Raw genomic sequence first — 18,387 nt, 5'->3', positions numbered from 1 at the left:
TCCACCCCGAAGGGCTTCATCGTTCGACTTGCATGTGTTAAGCACGCCGCCAGCGTTCGTCCTGAGCCAGGATCAAACTCTCCATGAATGTTTACCGGTCATCCGGTGCACACATCACGTAGAGCGGGCCAGTCACGGTCGGAATATGACCGACTGACCACTGCGTCCTCGCTGTGTTGTTGCCTGCAAGCACTCCGAAGAGCCCTGCAGGTCTTTTCAAAGGAACCTCATCCACCGGAGTGGACGGGGTATCAACTTCTGGCGTTGATTTTTGGCACGCTGTTGAGTTCTCAAGGAACGGACGCTTCCTTCGTACTCACCCTCTCGGGCTTTCCTCCGGGCTTTCGTTCTTCGTTTCCGACTCTATCAGACTCTTTCGGGCCTGACCCCCAGTCAGCGGGGTTTGCCTTCCGGGCTGTTGGGCCCTTCCGACTCCCAGAACTCTAGTGGATTTCCCGGCCGATTCATAATCGGCCTTCAGGAATTAATTCGGGCATGCCGAATTCACTCCCGGCGGGAGATCGTGCAGAGTTGGGTGCCGCGACGAGGCGGCGGGATGGTTGTCGCCACAACCTTTCGGCTCTGGGGCAACCCGCAGAACTTTACGGATCGTGGGAGGCCGTGTCAACCCTCCCGATGGCGGGTCCTCAGCTGCGCGACTGGAGGTCCTCCACGCGGTCCAGCAGGCGCGTGAGCATGTCGCCCAGCAGGCCGCGCTCCTCGGTGGAGAGGTCCTGGAGGAGGTCCTCCTCGAAGAGGGTGGCCGCGCGCATGGCGTCGAGCCACTTGCTGCGGCCCTCGTCGGTGAGCTCCACGATCACGCGGACCCGGTTGGACTCGTCGCGCTCGCGCGTGACCAGCCCCTCCGCCGTCATGCGGTCGATCCGGTGGGTCATCGCCGCCGGGGTCAGGCCGAGCTGCTTCGCGAGTTCGCTCGGGCCCATCCGGTACGGGGCTCCGGAGAGGACGAGGGCCTTGAGGACCTCCCACTCCGCGTTGCTGATGCCGAGGGCCGCGGTCTGGCGTCCGTACGCGACGTTCATGCGCCGGTTCAGGCGGCTGAGCGCCGAGACGACCTTCTCCACCTGGGGATCGAGGTCCTGGAACTCGCGCTGGTAGACGGCGATCTGCTCGTCGAGGCTCGGCTCGTGGACGGACGCAGTGCCGTCGGGGGTGTCACCCATGGTCCGAAGTATCGCATGAGCCCGTTGGCGTCTAACTCCTTCGATGTGTAATCTTAAGCATCGAACTTTAGGTATGAAGTCTTCAGGCTTCAGCTATCAGGGCAGGTGAAAAGTGACCAGGGTGATGGGCGCCGCGATGCGGCGGATCCAGGCCGGCAACGCGCTGACCGCGTTCGGTATCGGCTTCACGGTTCCGTTCCTCTACATCTACGTGGCGCAGGTACGAGGGCTCGGCTCCATGGCGGCCACGAGTGCGTTCGTGGCCTTCGCCGTGAGCGCGCTGATCGCACTGCCCTTCACCGGTCGCGTCATCGACCGCCGCGGTCCCGTCCCCGTGGTCATCGGCGCGGCCATCGCCGCGTCCGCCGGCGCGCTGGCGCTGGGGCTGTCCACCGGCATCGTGCCGATCCTGCTGTCCGCGCTGGCGCTCGGCGCCGGGCAGGCCGTCATGCAGCCCGCGCTCGCCACGATGATCGTGTGGTGCTCCGCCCCGGCCACCCGGACCAGGGCCTTCGCCCTCCAGTTCTTCATGCAGAACCTGGGCCTGGGCATCGGCGGCCTCATCGGCGGCCAGATCGTCGACGAGAGCCGACCCGCCAGCTTCACCCTTCTGTTCGGCATCGAGGCCGTGATGTTCCTGGTCCTGGCCGGCGTCATCCTCACCGTGCGGATGCCGCACGCGCCCGGCATCAAGGACGCCGTGCCGAAGGACCCGGCGCAGGCGGGCGGCGCCTGGAAGCGGCTCACGGAGCACAAGGTGATGGTCCGGCTGCTGGTCCTGGGCTTCGTGATCTTCTTCGCCTGCTACGGGCAGTTCGAGTCGGGTCTGGCCGCCTTCGGTACCGAGGCCGCCCGGATCTCGCCGTCCACGCTCGGCTTCGCCCTGGCCGCCAACACCGGCGCGATCGTCCTCGCGCAGTTCGCGGTGCTGCGGCTCGTCGAGAAGCGCCGGCGGTCGCGGGTCATCGCGCTGGTCGGCCTGATCTGGACGGCCGCCTGGCTGATCGCCGGCTTCTCGGGCCTGGGGCACGGCAGCGCGGTCATGGCCGCCGCCACGTTCATCACCACGTACGCGCTCTTCGGGATCGGCGAGGCGATGCTGTCGCCCACGCTCGCCCCGCTCGTGGCCGACCTGGCGCCGGAGGGCTCCGTGGGCCAGTACAACTCGGCCTTCGCGCTGGTCAAGCAGCTCGCGCTGGCGCTGGGGCCGCTGGGTGTGCCGCTGGGGGCGGGGGTGCCGATGCTGTACATCGCCGTGTTCGTCGCGGTGTCGCTGGGCATCGCCTGGCTGGCGCTGCGGCTCGGGTCGCAGCTGAGCCCCGTGCAGGACAGGCCGTCGCTGGCGAAGGCGGAGCCGGTTGCGGCGGGTGGCGCGAAAGCCTCCGGTGCTGCCGGTGCCGAGGCTCCGGCCGGAGCTGCCGTGGTCGGCGCGGAGCCCGTGGCCGCGTAACGTCCGTCCGGCGTTCCGCGTACGGAGGGCCGTATACCTGCATACGACGTCTGCGTACCTGCATACGTATATACGTGCAGGTGTGCGAGGGAGGCCCGGTCTTCAGGACCGGGCCTCCCTCGCGTTTTCCCCGGCTACTTGTCCGGCAGGGCGAACTCGCACCAGACGGCCTTGCCACCGCCCGGGGTGCGCCGGCAGCCCCAGGACGAGGCGATGGTGGCGATGATCGAGATGCCGCGGCCGGTCTCGTCGCCCGGTTCGGCACGGCGGCGGCGCGGCAGGTGGTCGTCGCCGTCGGTGACCTCGACGATCAGGCGGCGGTCGGTGCGGCGCAGCCGCAGGCGCATGGGCGGGGTGCCGTGCTGGAGGGAGTTCGCCACGAGCTCGCTCGCTGCGAGGACCCCCAGGTCGCACAGTTCGACCGGGAAGCGCCAGGAGGTGAGGACGCCCTGGGCGAAGGCGCGGGCGCGCGGGGCGGCCTCGACTCCGCCGAGGAGGTCGAGGGCGGCATTGTGGAAGAGCTCGGCGTCGGCTCCGGTGCGGTTCGGCTGCTGGAGGACCATGACGGCTACGTCGTCGTCGTGGTCGGCGTCCACGCCGAGCGCGCGCATCAGGCGGTCGCAGATGACGGACGGGGTGCCCTGGGCTCCGGCGAGGGCGCGTTCCAGGGCTGCGACCCCCTCGTCGATGTCCTCGCCGCGGCGTTCGACGAGGCCGTCGGTGTAGAGGACGGCGGTGGAGCCGGGGCCCAGCGGGATGGTGCCCGAGGTGTGCAGCCAGCCGCCGGTGCCGAGCGGCGGGCCGGTGGGGTCGGCCGCCCGGTGCACGGCGCCGTCCGCGTCGCGCACCAGGAGGGGGAGGTGGCCCGCGGAGGCGTAGGCGAGCAGGCCCTCGTTGGGGTCGTGGACGGCGTAGACGCAGGTGGCGATCTGGCTGGCGTCGATCTCGGCGGCGAGGCCGTCGAGCAGCTGGAGCACCTCGTGCGGGGGCAGGTCGAGGCGGGCGTACGCGCGGACCGCGGTGCGCAGCTGGCCCATGACGGCGGCGGCGCGCACCCCGCGGCCCATGACGTCGCCGATGACGAGGGCGGTGCGGCCGGCGCCGAGGGTGATGACGTCGTACCAGTCGCCGCCGACGGCGGTCTCGGTGCCGCCGGGGTGGTAGGTGGCGGCGATGCGGAGGTCGTCGGGCTGCTCGAGCTCCTGCGGGAGGAGGGAGCGCTGGAGGGTGACGGCGGCCTCGCGCTGGCGGCGCTCGCTGGCGCGCAGGCGCTCGGCGGCTTCGGCGTGGTCGGTGACGTCGGCGAGGTGGATGAGGACCCCGGTGTGGTGGGGGTGCGCGTCGGCGTCGCTCTCGGGGGCTGCTTTGGGGAACTCGACCGGAGTGCAGGTGGCCGTGTAGCAGTTGGCGCCGCCGGGGGCCGTGCGGTTCTTGGCGGTACGGGGCTTGCCGCTGCGCTGGACCTGGTCGAGGAGCGGGAGGAGGCCGAGCTCGCCGAGTTCGGGGAGGGCCTCGTGGGCGGGGGCGCCGACGGGGCGGGGGCCAAAACCGGCGGTGTAGGCGTCGTTGACATAGGCGACGCGGTGCTCGGGGCCGTGGACGAGGGCGACGAGGGCCGGGAGCCGGCCCAGGACCTCGCGTACGGAGAGCTCGTCGAGGGAGGGCACGGCGGGGACGGCACCGCTGCCGGTGCCCTGGGCGGTGCCGGGGCCGCCCGCGCCCGGGCCGGTGCCCGTGCCGGAGGCGGTGGGGTCGGCCGGGCCGCCGTCGGGTGCGGTCGCGGGGCGGCCGGCTGCGCCGCGGGCAGCCGGGACGGCGCCTTCGCCGCGCTTCGCCTGGGCGGCGGCGTGTTCGGACCGGGCGGCGGCGCGGCGCTGCGTTCCGGGAAACCGGGCGCTCCAGCGCGTGAAGTTCACTGCGTTCAAGCCTCGTGGTGTCGCAAGTGGTCGGTCGCGGTCGCTGTCGTCGCTGTATCGCTGGGTGGGTCGGTGTGGGATCGCTGGACGGTGTCACTCTGCGCAGGTGTGAGCACACCTATGGTCACACGTCCAGTGTGGCCGACGGCACTGACAGCGTCAGCCCTGGCTTTCCTTCGGGGGTTCGGGGGCGGGCGGCGGGGGCGGTGGCAAGTGGTGCCGGTGGCCGCCGCCGGCGGCGAGTTCGAATTCTGCCCTGGGGTGTTCGAGGGAGCCGAGGGAGACGATCTCGCGTTTGAAGAGCCCGGCGAGGGTCCATTCCGCGAGGACGCGCATCTTGCGGTTGAACGTGGGGACCCGGCTGAGGTGGTATGCCCGGTGCATGAACCAGGCCGGGTAGCCCTTGAGCTTGCGGCCGTAGACGTGGGCGACGCCCTTGTGGAGGCCGAGGGAGGCGACGGAGCCGACGTACCGGTGCGCGTACTCGGTGAGGACCTCGCCGCGGAGGGAGGCGACGAGGTTGTCGGCGAGGGCTCTGGCCTGGCGGACGGCGTGCTGCGCGTTGGGGGCGCATTCGCGGCCGGGTTCGGCGGCGGTGATGTCGGGGACGGCGGCGGCGTCGCCGGCGGCCCAGGCGTGTTCGACGCCGTCGACGGTGAGGAAGGCGGTGCACACGAGGCGGCCGCGTTCGTTGCGGGGGAGGTCGGAGGCGGCGAGGACCGGGTGCGGTTTGACGCCGGCGGTCCAGACGACGGTGCGGGTGGGGAAGCGGGCGCCGTCGCTGAGGACGGCGACGCGGTTCTCGCAGGATTCGAGGCGGGTCTCCAGACGGACGTCGATGCCGCGGCCGCGCAGTTCGCGGACGGTGTAGACGCCCATCTCGGGACCGACCTCGGGAAGGATGCGGTCGCTGGCCTCGACCAGGACCCACTTCATGTCCTGGGCCTTGACGTTGTGGTAGTAGCGGGCGGCGTAGCGGGCCATGTCCTGGAGCTCGCCGAGGGCCTCGACGCCGGCGTACCCGCCGCCGACGAAGACGAAAGTGAGGGCGGCGTCGCGGATGGCGGGGTCGCGGGTGGAGGACGCGATGTCCATCTGCTCGATGACGTGGTTGCGCAGCCCGATGGCCTCCTCGACGGTCTTGAAGCCGATGCCGTAGTCGGCGAGGCCGGGGACGGGCAGGGCGCGGGAGATGGAGCCGGGGGCGAGGACGAGCTCGTCGTACGCGATCTCCTGGGGGCCGGTGCCTTCGTCGGCGGTGGCGAGGGTGGTGACGGTGGCGGTGCGCTTGGCGTGGTCGATGCGCCGGGCCTCGCCGATGACGATGCGGCAGCGGTCGAGGACGCGGCGGAGCGGGACCACGACGTGGCGGGGGGAGATGGAGCCGGCTGCGGCCTCGGGGAGGAAGGGCTGGTACGTCATGTAGGGGTCGGGGGTGACCACCGTGATCTCGGCTTCGCCGGCTCTGAGCTTCTTCTGGAGCCGGAGGGCCGTGTACATGCCGACGTAGCCGCCGCCGATGACGAGGATGCGCCGGGGGCCGGACGCGGCGGGGGGTGTGGCGTCCGGGTCGGGGCGGGGGGTGGCGTCCGGGTTGGAGCCGGGCGTGGGGGAGCCAGGCGCGGGGGAGCCAGGCGCGGGGGAGCCAGGCGCGGGGGAGCCGGCGGCGGAGGTGGCGGGCGTGGCGGAGGTGGCGGGCGTGGTACCGGGGGCCGTGCCTCGGGAGTTGGCTGCCTTCACCATCCCATGACGCAACGTGGCCGGGAGTTTGTCCACAGGCCTGACAAATTGTGTGACCGGAGGGGGCAGTGGGACAGGGTTCTCGGACGACTCGGAAGTGGGTGGAGTTCCGCAGGTCAGAGGGTGCGGAGAGGGTGGTTCCGGAGGGCCGGAACGGAAAAGTGGGGGCGAATGCTCCGATCGGGCGGCGGTCCGTCGGGGGCTGCCTCTTCTGAATTGACTCTGGCTCAACTATGTTCGTATCTCGTCGAGGAGTGAGACCGGGGCCACTGACCGTGGCCGACCTCGACACGAAGGCGGGGATGTCTCCGGGGGGAGACAAGCGATTACCGGGGGATACATATGAACATGTCCGATTTCCATGGCTCTGCGACCGCGCTCTCGAGCGAGAGCAACGGTCGTGTGATGGCCGGCGGCACGAGCACCACCACCGCGGCCGGGATGGGGCGCACCACGCCGCTGCGCGTCGACGCCCAGCGCAACCTCGAACACGTGCTGCGCGCTGCCCGCGAGGTCTTCGGCGAGCTGGGCTACGGGGCCCCGATGGAGGACGTTGCGCGGCGCGCGCGTGTCGGTGTCGGCACCGTGTACCGGCGCTTCCCCAGCAAGGACGTCCTGGTCCGCCGAATAGCCGAGGAAGAGACCGCCCGGCTGACCGAGCAGGCCAAGACCGCGCTGGGACAGGAGGAGGAGCCGTGGCAGGCGCTCTCGCGCTTCCTGCGCACCTCCGTCGCTTCGGGCGCCGGGCGGCTGCTGCCGCCGCAGGTGCTGCGGGTGCGCTCCGCCGAGGACGCCGAGGAGGCTCCTCAGGTGCGCGTTCCGCACCAGCGGCAGGCCGGTGAGGGCGGGGCTCCCGAGCTGCGGGTCGTGGGCGCGCGGACTCCCGCGGAGGACGAGCCCTCGGCCGACGCGGGCGCGGGCGCGCTGCTCGAAGTGGTCGGCCGGCTGGTCGACCGTGCCCGGGAGGCCGGCGAGCTGCGGGCCGACGTCACCGTGGCCGATGTGCTGCTGGTCATCGCCACGGCCGCGCCGGCCCTGCCCGACGCGGCGCAGCAGGCGGCGGCTTCGGCCCGCCTCCTGGAGATCCTGCTCGAGGGGCTGCGCTCCCGCACGGCCTGATCCCGCATCAGGAGGCGCGCGCCGCGTCCCGGGTCCCGGGTGGCCCGGGGCCGGGCGTGCCTCGTGGACGGGCGCGTGGGTCCTGGATCGGCGTACCCCGGTTCGGGTGGCCCGGCCCGGCGGCCCGGTTCGGCGGCTCGGTTCGGCGGCTTGGCCCGGTGTCCTGCGGCTTGGTCGTGGGGCGCTCGGACCGGGTCGGCGGGTCGGGCCCGCGGGGCGGGTTCACCCGGGCGGGTGAGGGCAAGGCCCGGCGCTTGGATCTTCGCTCCTCGGACGAGTGGAAGGCGTGGTCAGGGGTTCGGCGGGCACCCCGCCGTGTGACAGGCTTGAACGGTGTACCGGTTGAGTCTGGCGTGCGGGAGCTTCCGCGATGAGCGTTGACGGTCGGAAAGAGCTGATCGGTGGTGCCGGCGGCGAGGTCGAGGCGGAGAGCCGGCCCGTACGGCAGGTTCCGGCCCAGCGCGAGCCACACGGCCGACATGCCCACCCGGGTGCCGCCGGGAGCGAGCTGCCGCCGTCCGACGGCGATCTGATCGCCCGGATGCGCGCCGGGGACGACGGGGCGTACGCGGAGCTGTTCCGCCGGCATGCCGATTCCGTACGGCGCTACGCGCGGACCTGCTGCCGGGACGGGCACACGGCCGACGACCTGACCGCCGAGGTGTTCGCCCGGACGCTTCAGGCGGTACGGGGCGGGGCCGGGCCGGACCAGGCGGTGCGGGCCTACCTGCTGACCACGGTGCGGCGGGTCGCCGCGGCATGGGCGAAGACGGCCAAGCGGGAGCATCTCGTCGAGGACTTCGCCCTGTTCGCGGAGCAGGCGGCCGCGGGCAGCGAATCCCGCAGCGGGTTGGCCGGCCTGTCCGGGGACGACGCCCTCGAACCGGGTGCGGATGTCCGGGCGATGCGCGAGGCCGAGCAGTCGCTGGCCGTGCAGGCCTTCCGGAGCCTGCCCGAGCGGTGGCAGGCCGTGCTGTGGCACACCGCGGTCGAGGAGTCCGCGCCGAGCGCGATCGCCCCGCTGTTCGGGCTGAGCGCCAACGCGACCGCGGTGCTGGCCGGCCGGGCCCGGGAAGGCCTCAAGCAGGCCTATCTGCAGGCCCATGTGAGTTCGGCGCTCAGCGCGGGCGGGGACTGCGCGCGGTACGCGGACCGGCTGGGTGCCTATGCCCGCGGCGGGCTGCGGATGCGGGCGGAGCGGGGGCTGCGCAAGCACCTGGAGGAGTGCGCCAAGTGCCGGCTGGCCGCAGGGGAGCTGAAGGACGTCAACGCGGGCATTCCCGCGCTGCTGCCGGTCGCGGTCATCGGGTGGTTCGCCGCCGGGTACGCGGCCAAGGCGGCCGGCGTGGTGGCCGGCAGTGCCGTCGCCGCGGGAGGTGCGGGAGCCGCCGCGGGCGCCGCCGGCTCCTCGGGCGGGTACGCCGCCGGTGGGGCGGCCACGGGCGGGGCGGCGGCGGGTGGGGCGGCTGCAGGCGGCTGGGCCACTGCCGGCGGGGCGGCTGCGGGTGCGTCCGCTTCCAGTGGGGCTGCTGCCGGCGGGGCGGCTGCAGGTGCGTCCGCTTCCGGCGGGGCTGCTGCCGGCGGGGCGGGGGGTGCGGGGTCCGGGGGCGGGGGCGGGGCGGTGCTGTCCGAGGGGCTCGGGGTGCCGGCCAAGGCCGCCCTTGCCGCCGGGCTCGCGGTCGCCGCGGCCGCCGGGGTGGTGTTCGCGCTGGCGGGGGACGAGTCCGAGGCGGTGCCGCAGGCGAAGTCGGCGCCCGGCGTGACCGCGTCGGCGGTCCCGGCGCCGCGGCCGTCGAGCCCGGCCCCTGCCCCGTCCCCGGCTGCGTCCGAGCCGCCGGCCGCGGAGGAGCCCGTACCGCCCGCGTCGAAGCCGGCGGCGCTGCCCGCACCCTCCGCGTCGGCATCGGCGCCCGCATCGGCATCGGCACCGGCATCGGCGCCCGTATCGGCATCGGCATCGGCGCCACCGCCGGAGGCCGCCTCGAAGCCCTCGCCGTCGGCGCCGCCCTCCGCGACACCGAGCCCGGCGCCGCCGCAGCCCTCGCCCACGCCGAGCGCGCCGAAGCCGCCGCGGGGCTACCAGCTGGCCGGGCTCGCCCACTCCGTGTTCGGCGACCACAGCGGCCCCGAGTTGCAGACCTGGCGCAGCAGCTGGGTGTGGCAGCGCTGGGGGTTGGAGATCGCCGGCCGGCACTACGCGCAGGGGATCACCGTGAACTCCCGTTCCTCGGTGGAGATCGCCCTCAACCGGCAGTGCAGCTCGTTCTCGGCGCGGGCCGGGGTGGACGGCCTGTCCCGGCTGTCCGACGGCAAGCTCCGGTTCTCGGTGTACGCGGACGGGCAGCGGCTGTGGCAGTCCGGGGCGCTCGGCCACGAGGACCCGGCAGCGGCCGTGACGGTCCCCCTCACCGGGCACAAGACGCTGCGGCTGGTGGTCGAGCAGGTGGGGCACGGCCGGATGCCGACGCTGGCGAGCTGGGCCGACGCGGTGATCAGCTGCCGTTGAGGAGGGCGACCACCTCGGACGGGGACAGGGCCGCGCCCGCCGTCTCCTCGCGCCGGTGGCGCTCGGGGCCGAGTGCGGCACGGGTGCGGCACGGGAGGCCGCTCACGGTGCCCTCCTCCGGGACCGAGCGCGGGTGGCCCGCGCGCCACGCGGTGGCCGCCGCGAGGACCCGTACGGACGCGGCGGGCCGGCCGGCGGCCTCCAGCAGCACGGCGGCGCTGTCGGCGACCGAGGCGAGGACGCGTTCGGCGCAGTGCGCGGCGACGGCGGCGGCGAGCGTCGGCCGGATCCTGGCCAGCCCGGCCTCCGGGCCCTGCTCGTAGGCGGTCAGGACGGCGTCCACGTGGTCGATCCCGGCGATCAGCTGCGAGGGCGCCGAGGTCTTCGCCGCCGCGGCGCGGGCCTGGTCGCAGTGGGTGCGAGCCGCGACCGGGTCGCGGCGGACCAGGGCGATCAGCGCCGAGAGCATCCCGCCGTAGGCCCGGATCTCGTGGTCGGCACCGTACTGCTCGGCCTCCCGGTGGGCGTCGGCCAGCAGCCGGCCGGCGCGGTCCAGGTCGCCCTGGCAGAACGCGGACTCGGCGATGCGGGCGATGGCGAACGGGGCTTCCGGGTGGGCGCCGACCTCACGGGCCAGGCGCAGGCACTCCTCGTACTCGGTGCCGGCCCGCCCGTACAGGCCGCGGGAGAAGGCGACCTCGCCCGCGACGCTCGCGACGTGCGAGCGGATCCAGCGGTCGCCGACCCGGCGGGCGATCTCCTCGATCTCGGCGAGGTCGGCGTCGACGGTCGGCAGGCCGCCGGTGGTGTCGACGGCGGTGTGCATGCGGAACATGAGGGCGGCGGCCAGCTCCCAGTCGCCGCCGTGGCGGCGGCAGTTGGCGATGCCCTCCTCGATGGCGGCACCGAGGCCGGCCATGCCGTCGGCGAGGAAGGCGGCCATCGGCCAGAGCACACCGGGGAAGCGGACGACCTCGGGGCCGCCGCGGCGGAAGACCTCGTGGAGGCGGGCGGCGCGGGTGATGAGCGGGGCGGTGAACTCCTCGGGTGACCGGCCGTAGGCGAACAGGACGATGTGGAGCAGGTGCAGCCGCATGAGGCGCCAGTAGGCGGGGGAATCCTCGGCGGTGTCCTCGCCCTCGGCGGGGCCGAGGGCGAGGACACGGGCGGTCCACTCGGCGGCCTCGCGGCGGTAGTCGCGCAGCCACCAGAACCAGCCGAGGGCGAGGGAGAGCCGCTGGGCGGTCTCGGCGGCGCCGGGGTCGGTGGCGCCCGCCTCGATGGCGCGGCCGAGGGCGGCCCGGAGGTTGTCGAGCTCGGTCTCCAGCAGGCGGATCCACGGGAGTTGGGCGGCGGTGCGCAGGATCGGCTCGGCGTGTTCGGCGAGGGCCAGGTAGTGCGCGGCGTGGCGGTGGGCCGCGGCGGTGCCGGCGGCTCGCTCCGCCGCGCGTTCGGCGGCGTACTCGCGGATGGTCTCCAGCATGCGGTAGCGCATGCCGTCGGCGGCCGGGGCGGGGGTGGGGGTGGGGGCGGGGGCGGCGATGACGAGGGATTTGTCGACGAGGGAGCCGAGGAGGGAAGCGACGTCGGCGCTGTCGTCAGCGCTGTCGGCGCAGACGGCCTCGGCGGCGGCCAGGTCGCAGCCGCCCGCGAAGACGGACAGGCGGGCGAGGACGGTCCGCTCGGGCTCGTCGAGCAGGTCCCAGGACCAGTCGACGACCGCGCGCAGGGTCTGCTGGCGGGGCAGGACGGTGCGGGCGCCGCTGGTCAGCAGCCGGAACCGGTCGTCGAGCCGGTCCGCGATCTGGCGGGGCGTGAGCAGCCGCAGCCGGGCCGCGGCCAGCTCGATGGCGAGTGGCAGCCCGTCGAGGCGGCGGCAGATTTCGGCGATCGCTTCGGGGTCGTCGCCGGGGGTGAAACCGGGCCGGGCGGCGGCCGCGCGGTCGGCGAAGAGGCGGTGCGCGGGCTCGGGGGGCAGCGGATCGAGCGGGCGAAGCGTTTCCCCCGGCACGCCGAGGGGTTCGCGGCTGGTGGCCAGGATCCGCACGCCGGGGCAGTGGGTGAGGAGCTGCTCGGCGAGCTCGGCGGCAGCGCCGACGACGTGCTCGCAGTTGTCGAGCACGAGGAGCAGGCGGCGGTCCGCGCAGAGTTCGAGGAGCTGGGCGGCGGGTTCGGCGGCGGTGCTCTTCTCGCGGGCGACGAGCGTGTTCGCGCGCAGGCCGAGCGCGCTGAGGACGGCGCCGGGGACGGCCGCGGGGTGGTCGAGGCGGGCGAGTTCCACGAGCCAGGCGGGTTCGGGGCGAGCGGCGGCCGCGTGTTCGGCGAGACGGGTCTTCCCGGACCCGCCGGGGCCGGTGAGGGTGACGAGACGGAGACCGGCCAGGTCGCCCTGGAGCGCGGCGAGCTCGGGCTCACGACCGACGAACGAGTCCAGGCGCGGCCGGAGGTTCCCGGCGTACGAGGCGGCCGAGTCGAGCGGGGGCTCCGCGGCGGCAGCGGAACCCGAGGCCGGTACCGGTACCGGTATTGGGTCCGGAACAGGAGCCGGGGCCAGGGCTGTGGCCGGGGTCGCGCCAGGAACCGGAGCCGGATTCGGAACCGGGGTGCGGGCCGGAGCCGCGGCCGGGGTCAGCAGCTGTGCGTGTAGGGCGGCGAGTTCCGGTCCCGGGTCGGTGCCCAGCGCGTCGGCGAGGGTGCGGCGGGTCCGCTCGTACGCGGCGAGCGCTTCGGCGGGGCGTCCCGCGGCGCGCAGGGCGCGCAGCTGCTGGGCCCGGAGGGTTTCGTCGTACGGGTTCTCGCGGATCAGTGCCTCGACCTCCGGCAGCAGCTCGCCAGGGTCGGTGGAGCCGGACCGCAGATCGGCCTCGATGCGGTCGCGCAGGGCGGCCGCGCGGTGCGCCTCGGGGGCGGCGGCGTGGTCGCGGCGGGCGGGCTCGGCGAGGTCGGCGAGGGCGGGGCCGCGCCAGAGGGTGAGGGCGGTACGGAGGGTTGCGGCGGCGCGGGCGGGGTTGGCGGCGAGCTCGGCCCCGCCGAGGCGGGCGAGGCGGGTGAAGCGGTGCAGGTCGACGTCGTCGGGGTCGGTGACGGCGAGGCGGTAGCCGCCGGCGGGGTCGGCCCGGACGGTGTCCCGGCCGCCGAGGGCGCGTCGGAGCCGGGCGACGAGGGCTTGCAGTGCGGCGGGGGCGTCCCGGGGCGGGTCGTCGCCCCAGACCTCGTCGACGAGGATGGCGACGGGCACGGCAGCCGGCCCGCCGGCCCGGAGCGCGAGGGCGGCGAGCAGCGCGCGCAGACGGGCCCCGCCGAGGGGCCGGGGGGCTCCGGTCTCGTCGCGCGCTTCGCTGACGCCGAGGATGAGGTACCGCACCGGGCAATTCTGCCGGGTGGCTCCGCCGGGAGCGCGGGAGTTACCGCCCCCTCCGGGGGGCCGCACGGGGACGGCGGCCGGGGCTGTCCTTCCCGCCGCGGGGAGGAGCCGGCGCCCCGGCGCGCGCTCGTGGCCCGCACCGGGCGGCCGTGCTTGCGACGGGCCCGGCGTACGCGGTCACCCGGGCGGTCCGGGAGCGCCCACGCGCTGTTCGGGTTCCGGCCCGCGGCGGGCACGTACCCCCTGGCGGAGGGGAGCGCGGCCACTGGGCCGGCCCGGGAGCGTCCACACACTCCCCGGGTCCTGGCCCAGGGGTGGCGGACAGGGGGTTCGAGCGGCAACCGGGGTGCGGCGCTGGCCAGGGGTGGCGGACGCGGGGTTCGGGCAGCGACCGGGGTGTGGGGCGTCGGGCGGGGGTGGCGGGGTCAGGAGAGGGCTGGGCGGGGGGTGGGGACGCCGTTGGGGACGGCTCGGCGGCGCGGGGTGGAGGTGCCCGTCCAGCAGGTGCCGCGGCGGTTGAGCAGGCGGCCGAGCCAGAGCTCCATGGAGACGAGTTCGGCGAGGCCGTCCAGCGGGACCGGCCGGCCCTCTGCCGCGTCGAGCAGGGCCTGTTGGACGACGCGGGCTTCGATCAGGCCGGCATCGGCGAGGAGCGGGGTCGTGAACAGGGCGAGCAGGGAGCCGAGGGCGGCGCGGAGGCCCAGGCGGGTGGCGGTCTCGTTCGGGGTGTGGGCGGTGGCCCCCCACCCCGGGGGGAGTTCGCGGACGCCGGCGGAGGACAGCACGCTGCGCAGGATCGCGGCCCGCGCCCCCGGCTGGACGCGCAGGGATTCCGGGAGGGCGCGGGCGGCCCGTACGACCTGGTTGTCGAGGAAGGGGGCGTGCAGGCGCTGGCTGCGGACCTCGGCGGCCTGTTCGAAGACCCGGTGGTCGGCGGCGTGGCGAGCCAGGGCCGACCGGGCGCGGGCCTCGCCGGGCCGCAGCGAGACCGGGGGCCGGCCGGCGGCGGCCGCGAGGCGGATCGATACTTCCGCCAGTGCCTCGCCGGTCAGCCAGCCCGCGGCCGGGCCGGGCCGGGACCAGGTCAGGGCGGCGAGCGAGGCGTCCACCGGCCCGGACGAGGGCCCGTCGCACACGTCGCCGTCGCGCAGCCGGGTCGCGGCGGCCTCCATGCCGGTGCGGTACGGCGTACGGGCCAGGCGGCGGGCCGCGGAGTAGAGCGAGAAGGGGACGAGGAGGGAGGCGGGCGAGTCCGCCGGGGCCGAGCGGGCCAGGGCGGCCATGGGGCGCAGCAGGTGGCGGCGCCGGCGGTCCATGAGGAGGTCGGCGAGGCGGGCCGGGTGGGCGTCGAGGACCTGGCGGGCGCCGTGCCCGACGAAGTGGTCGGCCGAGCCGGCGGCGAGCCGGCGCCGCTCGCGGGCGGCGAAGACCAGCGAGGGCCCGGGTTCGTCGGTCAGGGGACCGTCGAGGTCGGCGTACGGGAGTGCTTCCTCGGCCGCGGCGACGACGACGTGGTGCAGCCGGGGGTTGGCGGCGATGGCGTGGGCCCGTTCGAGTTCGGCCTCGCGGCCCTGGGGGGTGGCGAGGTCGTTGAAGGTGACGGCCAGCAGCCGTTCCCCGGTGCGTCTGGTGATCGTGCCCGGCCGGCCGGGCAGGCCGGCGGCGAGCAGCGCGAGGGTTGCGGAGGCACTGCCGCCGGAGAGGTCGGCGCCGACGCCCGGTACGGGCGCCCCGCGGGCCGCGCGCCGGTCGGCGGGGCCCATTCCGGGCACCGGCCCGGGGTCGTGCGGCAGGGTGTCGGGAGCATGCCTCGGTGCCGTGAGCCGGGCGCGCACCGCGTCCACCAATGCTTCGCGTACGCCTTCCACCGCCCGGTCGGGGTCGGCGGCCGGCGCGGCCACGGCGAGGGAGGCCACGGGCTCGTACCCGGTGATCTCCCGCGAGCCCTCGCGCAGGATCAGGGCGTGCCCGGGCGGGATGCGCCGCACGCCGACGTACGGTGTGCCGTCGCCCAGTGCCTCGGGGCTGTCGGGGCAGGCGAGGAGGGCGGCGAGGTGGCCGATGTCGAGCTGTGCCTCGATGAGGTCGGCGAGCGGGAGCGCGGCGGTGGCGTACGCGGTCCCGCCGGCCCACGGCGTGTAGAAGACGGGGCGGGCGCCGGCGAGGTCTCCGACGACGGTGATGCGGCGGCCGGTCTGGACGACGACGGTGTGGCTGCCGGACCACTGGGTGAGGTGGCGCAGGGCCCCGCCGCGGGCGGCGACGAGGGCGCGGCGCAGCTCGGCGTCGGTGGCGCCGCAGCAGCCGAAGACGGCGATCCGCGTGAAGGGGTCGGCGGGGTCGGCGGTGAGGGTGCGGATCTCGTCGGGGCGCCAGTCGCCGACGGCCCAGAGCGGGTCGGGGTCCCCCCACAGGAGCTGGGCGCCGACCGGGACGACGGTGCGTTCGGCTTCGTGGCCTGCGGGGTCGTCCGGGTGGGAGGCGTCGGCGATGCCGCCGGTGATCAGGCCGCCGCCGTCGGTGCCGTAAGGGGCGTGGGGGGCGGGGTCGCCGTACGGGGCGTGAGTGCCGTAAGGGGTGTAATCGCCGTACTGGGTGTGATCGCCGTACGGGCCGGGGCCCGGGCCGTCGCCGTACGGGCCGCGGCCGCCCCGGCCGGCGTGGCCGGGGACGCGGCCGGCCGTGCCGAAGCTCGCGGCGATACTGCTCCACCCCACCAACCAGCGCACCGCCGCCTCCCCAGCCTGTGGGCAATTGACCGGGGCGTGCACGGGCCGGGCAGCATGAGGGCGCGGCCGGCTGGGCCCCGGGTGGCTCGGGTCCATGCTGCCACGAGACGGGCGTACGGGAGTGACCAAGGAGGGCGTACGTACGAACGAACACGCCCTGGACACTCGGTATTTGACGTTCCGTTCCCCCTGCCCCACAGGTTGGTTTCGGCCATTCTTCGGTGCTGCGGTGCGGCGTGCGGCGCGGCGTGCGGGCGCGGTCCGGGAGGCGGGATCCACCCCCCGGACCGTTCCGCCACCCGCGGGGATTGAGGCAGCGGCATCCCCCGGCCCGCCGATCCACGCAGCGGGCCGACCCACGCACCGCACATCGAATCGCCGGGGCCTGGTACCGGCCAGAGCGCACGGGCGGGCGCACGGCCACACGGGCGGAGCACGGCAGGGGCGTGTCGGGGGGCGCGCGCCCTCGGCGGAGCACCGGGCCGGACTGTGCGAGCGGACAACAATCCCGCCATACGGAAGTCGGGGCCTTAACGCTTGGGAGGCGGGGAACTACGCTGGGTTTACGAAATGCCGGGCGCCTATGCCCCGGTGGCGCATGAGCACCTGCGAGTGCCCGTGCGCGCGTATGAGTTGTGTGCGTTCCGCGTTCGACGAGGGGTGGCGCATGTCCAGGGAGCTCCGCGAACCCAACGAGAAGCTCGGCGCCGTCCTCGCACTGGCGGGCATCAGCAACGCCGGACTGGCCCGGCGCGTCAACGACCTCGGCGCACAGCGCGGCCTGACGCTTCGTTACGACAAGACCTCGGTGGCGCGGTGGGTGTCCAAGGGGATGGTGCCGCAGGGCGCCGCCCCCCATCTGATCGCCGCCGCGATCGGAGCGAAGCTCGGGCGGCCGGTGCCGCTGCACGAGATCGGCCTGGCCGACGCGGACCCCGCGCCCGAGGTCGGCCTGTCCTTCCCGCGGGCCGTGGGCGACGCGGTGCGCTCCGCGACCGACCTCTACCGGCTCGACCTCGCCGGCCGGCGCGGCGGCGGGGGGATCTGGCAGTCCCTGGCCGGCTCGTTCTCCGTGTCGGCGTACGCGACGCCCGCCTCGCGCTGGCTGATATCCCCGGTCGACAGCTCCGTGGCGCGCGAGCCCGCCGCCGCCTCCGGCCCGGGCGCGGCCGCCTCCGGCGCGGCCGGTCCGGCCGGTCCTGCCACCTCGGCCTCGCCGTCCACCTCCTCCGGTTCCGGTTCTGCCGGTGCTTCCGTCACCTCTTCTGCTTCCGCTTCTGCCGCCTCTTCGGTCGCCTCTTCTGCTTCCGTTTCCGCTTACGTGGCCGCCGCCCCGGCCGGGGCCTCCCCGCGCCCCGCGTCGGCGGTTGTGCCCGCACCGCCGTCGGGCGAAACGCCGCACGCTCCGCCCCCGGTGCCGGCGGTCCTCGGATTGTCGGACGCCTCCCCGCAGCGCGTCGGCCACAGCGACGTGAGCAAGCTGCGCGAGGCCGCCGAGGACGCGCGCCGCTGGGACTCCAAGTACGGCGGCGGGGACTGGCGTTCGTCGATGGTGCCCGAGTGCCTGCGCGTCGACGCCGCACCGCTGCTCCTCGGCTCGTACAGCGACGAAGTGGGCCGCGCCCTGTTCGGCGCGACCGCCGAACTGACCAGGCTGGCCGGTTGGATGGCCTTCGACACCGGCCAGCAGGAGGCCGCCCAGCGCTACTACATCCAGGCGCTGCGCCTGGCCCGGGCGGCCGCCGACGTACCACTCGGCGGGTACGTCCTGGCCTCGATGTCGCTCCAGGCGACGTACCGGGACTTCCCCGACGAGGGCGTGGACCTCGCGCAGGCCGCCGTCGAACGCAACCGCGGCCTGGCCACGGCCCGCACCATGAGCTTCTTCCGGCTGGTCGAGGCCCGGGCGCACGCGAAGGCGGGCGACTCGGCGGCCGCGGAAGCCGCGCTGCGGGCGTCGGAAGGCTGGCTGGAGCGGGCCCGGGACATCGACCCCGACCCGACATGGCTGGGTTTCTACTCGTACGACCGTTTCGCGGCGGACGCGGCGGAATGCTACCGGGACCTCAAGCTGCCCCGGCAGGTACGGCGGTTCACCGAGCAGGCGCTGTCCCGCCCCACCGAGGAGTACGTGCGCTCGCACGGGCTGCGGCTGGTGGTGAGCGCGGTCGCCGAGCTGGAGTCGGGGAACCTCGACGCGGCGTGCGCGGCCGGCGTCCGGGCAGTGGAGGTCGCGGGCCGCATCTCCTCGGCGCGGACGACCGAATACGTACGGGACCTGTTGCACCGCCTGGAACCCTACGGGGACGAGCCGCGCGTCGCGGAGCTGCGCGAACGGGCCCGGCCGCTGCTGGTGGCCCCCGCGTAGCACTGCTGTCG

The 18,387-nt window shown here is 74.8% G+C and carries 9 protein-coding genes and 1 rRNA gene; 4 read left to right on the top strand and 6 right to left on the bottom strand.

What is annotated here, in order from left to right:
• Together AC068A_RS11000 and AC068A_RS10995 are read right to left on the bottom strand one after the other, a co-directional pair.
• A 16S ribosomal RNA gene (locus AC068A_RS11000) occupies positions 1-88 on the bottom strand; the annotation flags it as partial.
• Positions 89-647: 559 nt separating this feature from the next.
• Entirely contained in the window at positions 648-1,184 is a 537-nt protein-coding gene (locus tag AC068A_RS10995; RefSeq protein ID WP_478583606.1) for a MarR family winged helix-turn-helix transcriptional regulator, read from the bottom strand.
• A 124-nt stretch (positions 1,185-1,308) separates the two neighbouring features.
• Here AC068A_RS10995 and AC068A_RS10990 point away from each other — a divergent pair, with 124 nt between their 5' ends.
• Positions 1,309-2,634 (top strand): MFS transporter, encoded by a 1,326-nt coding sequence (locus AC068A_RS10990; RefSeq protein ID WP_478583632.1) that lies wholly within the window; start codon positions 1,309-1,311, stop codon positions 2,632-2,634.
• 134 nt (positions 2,635-2,768) lie between these two features.
• On the opposite strand, the gene AC068A_RS10985 is transcribed toward AC068A_RS10990, so the two are convergent.
• Both AC068A_RS10985 and AC068A_RS10980 read right to left on the bottom strand, forming a co-directional pair.
• Positions 2,769-4,550 carry an ATP-binding SpoIIE family protein phosphatase gene (locus tag AC068A_RS10985; protein WP_478583630.1) on the bottom strand — a complete coding sequence of 594 codons (1,782 nt, stop codon included), beginning with the start codon at positions 4,548-4,550 and terminating at the stop codon, positions 2,769-2,771.
• 159 nt (positions 4,551-4,709) lie between these two features.
• Positions 4,710-6,293 carry an NAD(P)/FAD-dependent oxidoreductase gene (locus AC068A_RS10980; protein ID WP_478583604.1) on the bottom strand — a complete coding sequence of 528 codons (1,584 nt, stop codon included), beginning with the start codon at positions 6,291-6,293 and terminating at the stop codon, positions 4,710-4,712.
• Positions 6,294-6,632: 339 nt separating this feature from the next.
• Between AC068A_RS10980 and AC068A_RS10975 the strand changes: the two genes are divergently transcribed.
• Both AC068A_RS10975 and AC068A_RS10970 read left to right on the top strand, forming a co-directional pair.
• Positions 6,633-7,409, top strand: coding sequence for a TetR/AcrR family transcriptional regulator (locus AC068A_RS10975; RefSeq protein ID WP_478583602.1), 777 nt, complete (start codon positions 6,633-6,635; stop codon positions 7,407-7,409).
• A gap of 370 nt (positions 7,410-7,779) precedes the next feature.
• Entirely contained in the window at positions 7,780-9,915 is a 2,136-nt protein-coding gene (locus AC068A_RS10970) for a sigma-70 family RNA polymerase sigma factor (RefSeq protein ID WP_478583600.1), read from the top strand.
• Here the strand turns inward: AC068A_RS10970 and AC068A_RS10965 are convergent.
• Positions 9,902-13,279, bottom strand: coding sequence for an AfsR/SARP family transcriptional regulator (locus AC068A_RS10965; RefSeq protein WP_478583598.1), 3,378 nt, complete (start codon positions 13,277-13,279; stop codon positions 9,902-9,904). The genes AC068A_RS10970 and AC068A_RS10965 overlap by 14 nt on opposite strands.
• A 425-nt stretch (positions 13,280-13,704) precedes the next feature.
• On the bottom strand, positions 13,705-16,008 hold the full coding sequence (locus AC068A_RS10960; protein WP_478583596.1) for an asparagine synthase-related protein: 2,304 nt from the start codon (positions 16,006-16,008) through the stop codon (positions 13,705-13,707).
• Positions 16,009-16,675: 667 nt separating this feature from the next.
• Between AC068A_RS10960 and AC068A_RS10955 the strand changes: the two genes are divergently transcribed.
• Complete coding sequence (locus AC068A_RS10955) at positions 16,676-18,376, top strand: sporulation protein (RefSeq protein ID WP_478583594.1); 1,701 nt, start codon at positions 16,676-16,678, stop codon at positions 18,374-18,376.
• The last annotated feature ends 11 nt before the right edge of the window (positions 18,377-18,387 follow it).

The sequence above is a fragment of the Streptomyces sp. NPDC043854 genome (assembly GCF_056436005.1).
Note: the sequence above shows the minus strand (reverse complement) of the source record. Positions and strands in the feature narration are given on the sequence as shown.

Bases quoted from the DNA above. Each gene is read 5' to 3' on its own strand.
- AC068A_RS10980 (WP_478583604.1), bottom strand. From the start codon at position 6,293: ATGGTGAAGGCAGCCAACTCCCGAGGCACGGCCCCCGGTACCACGCCC.
- AC068A_RS10975 (WP_478583602.1), top strand. From the start codon at position 6,633: ATGAACATGTCCGATTTCCATGGCTCTGCGACCGCGCTCTCGAGCGAG.
- AC068A_RS10970 (WP_478583600.1), top strand. From the start codon at position 7,780: ATGAGCGTTGACGGTCGGAAAGAGCTGATCGGTGGTGCCGGCGGCGAG.
- AC068A_RS10990 (WP_478583632.1), top strand. From the start codon at position 1,309: ATGGGCGCCGCGATGCGGCGGATCCAGGCCGGCAACGCGCTGACCGCG.
- AC068A_RS10955 (WP_478583594.1), top strand. From the start codon at position 16,676: ATGTCCAGGGAGCTCCGCGAACCCAACGAGAAGCTCGGCGCCGTCCTC.
- AC068A_RS10995 (WP_478583606.1), bottom strand. From the start codon at position 1,184: ATGGGTGACACCCCCGACGGCACTGCGTCCGTCCACGAGCCGAGCCTC.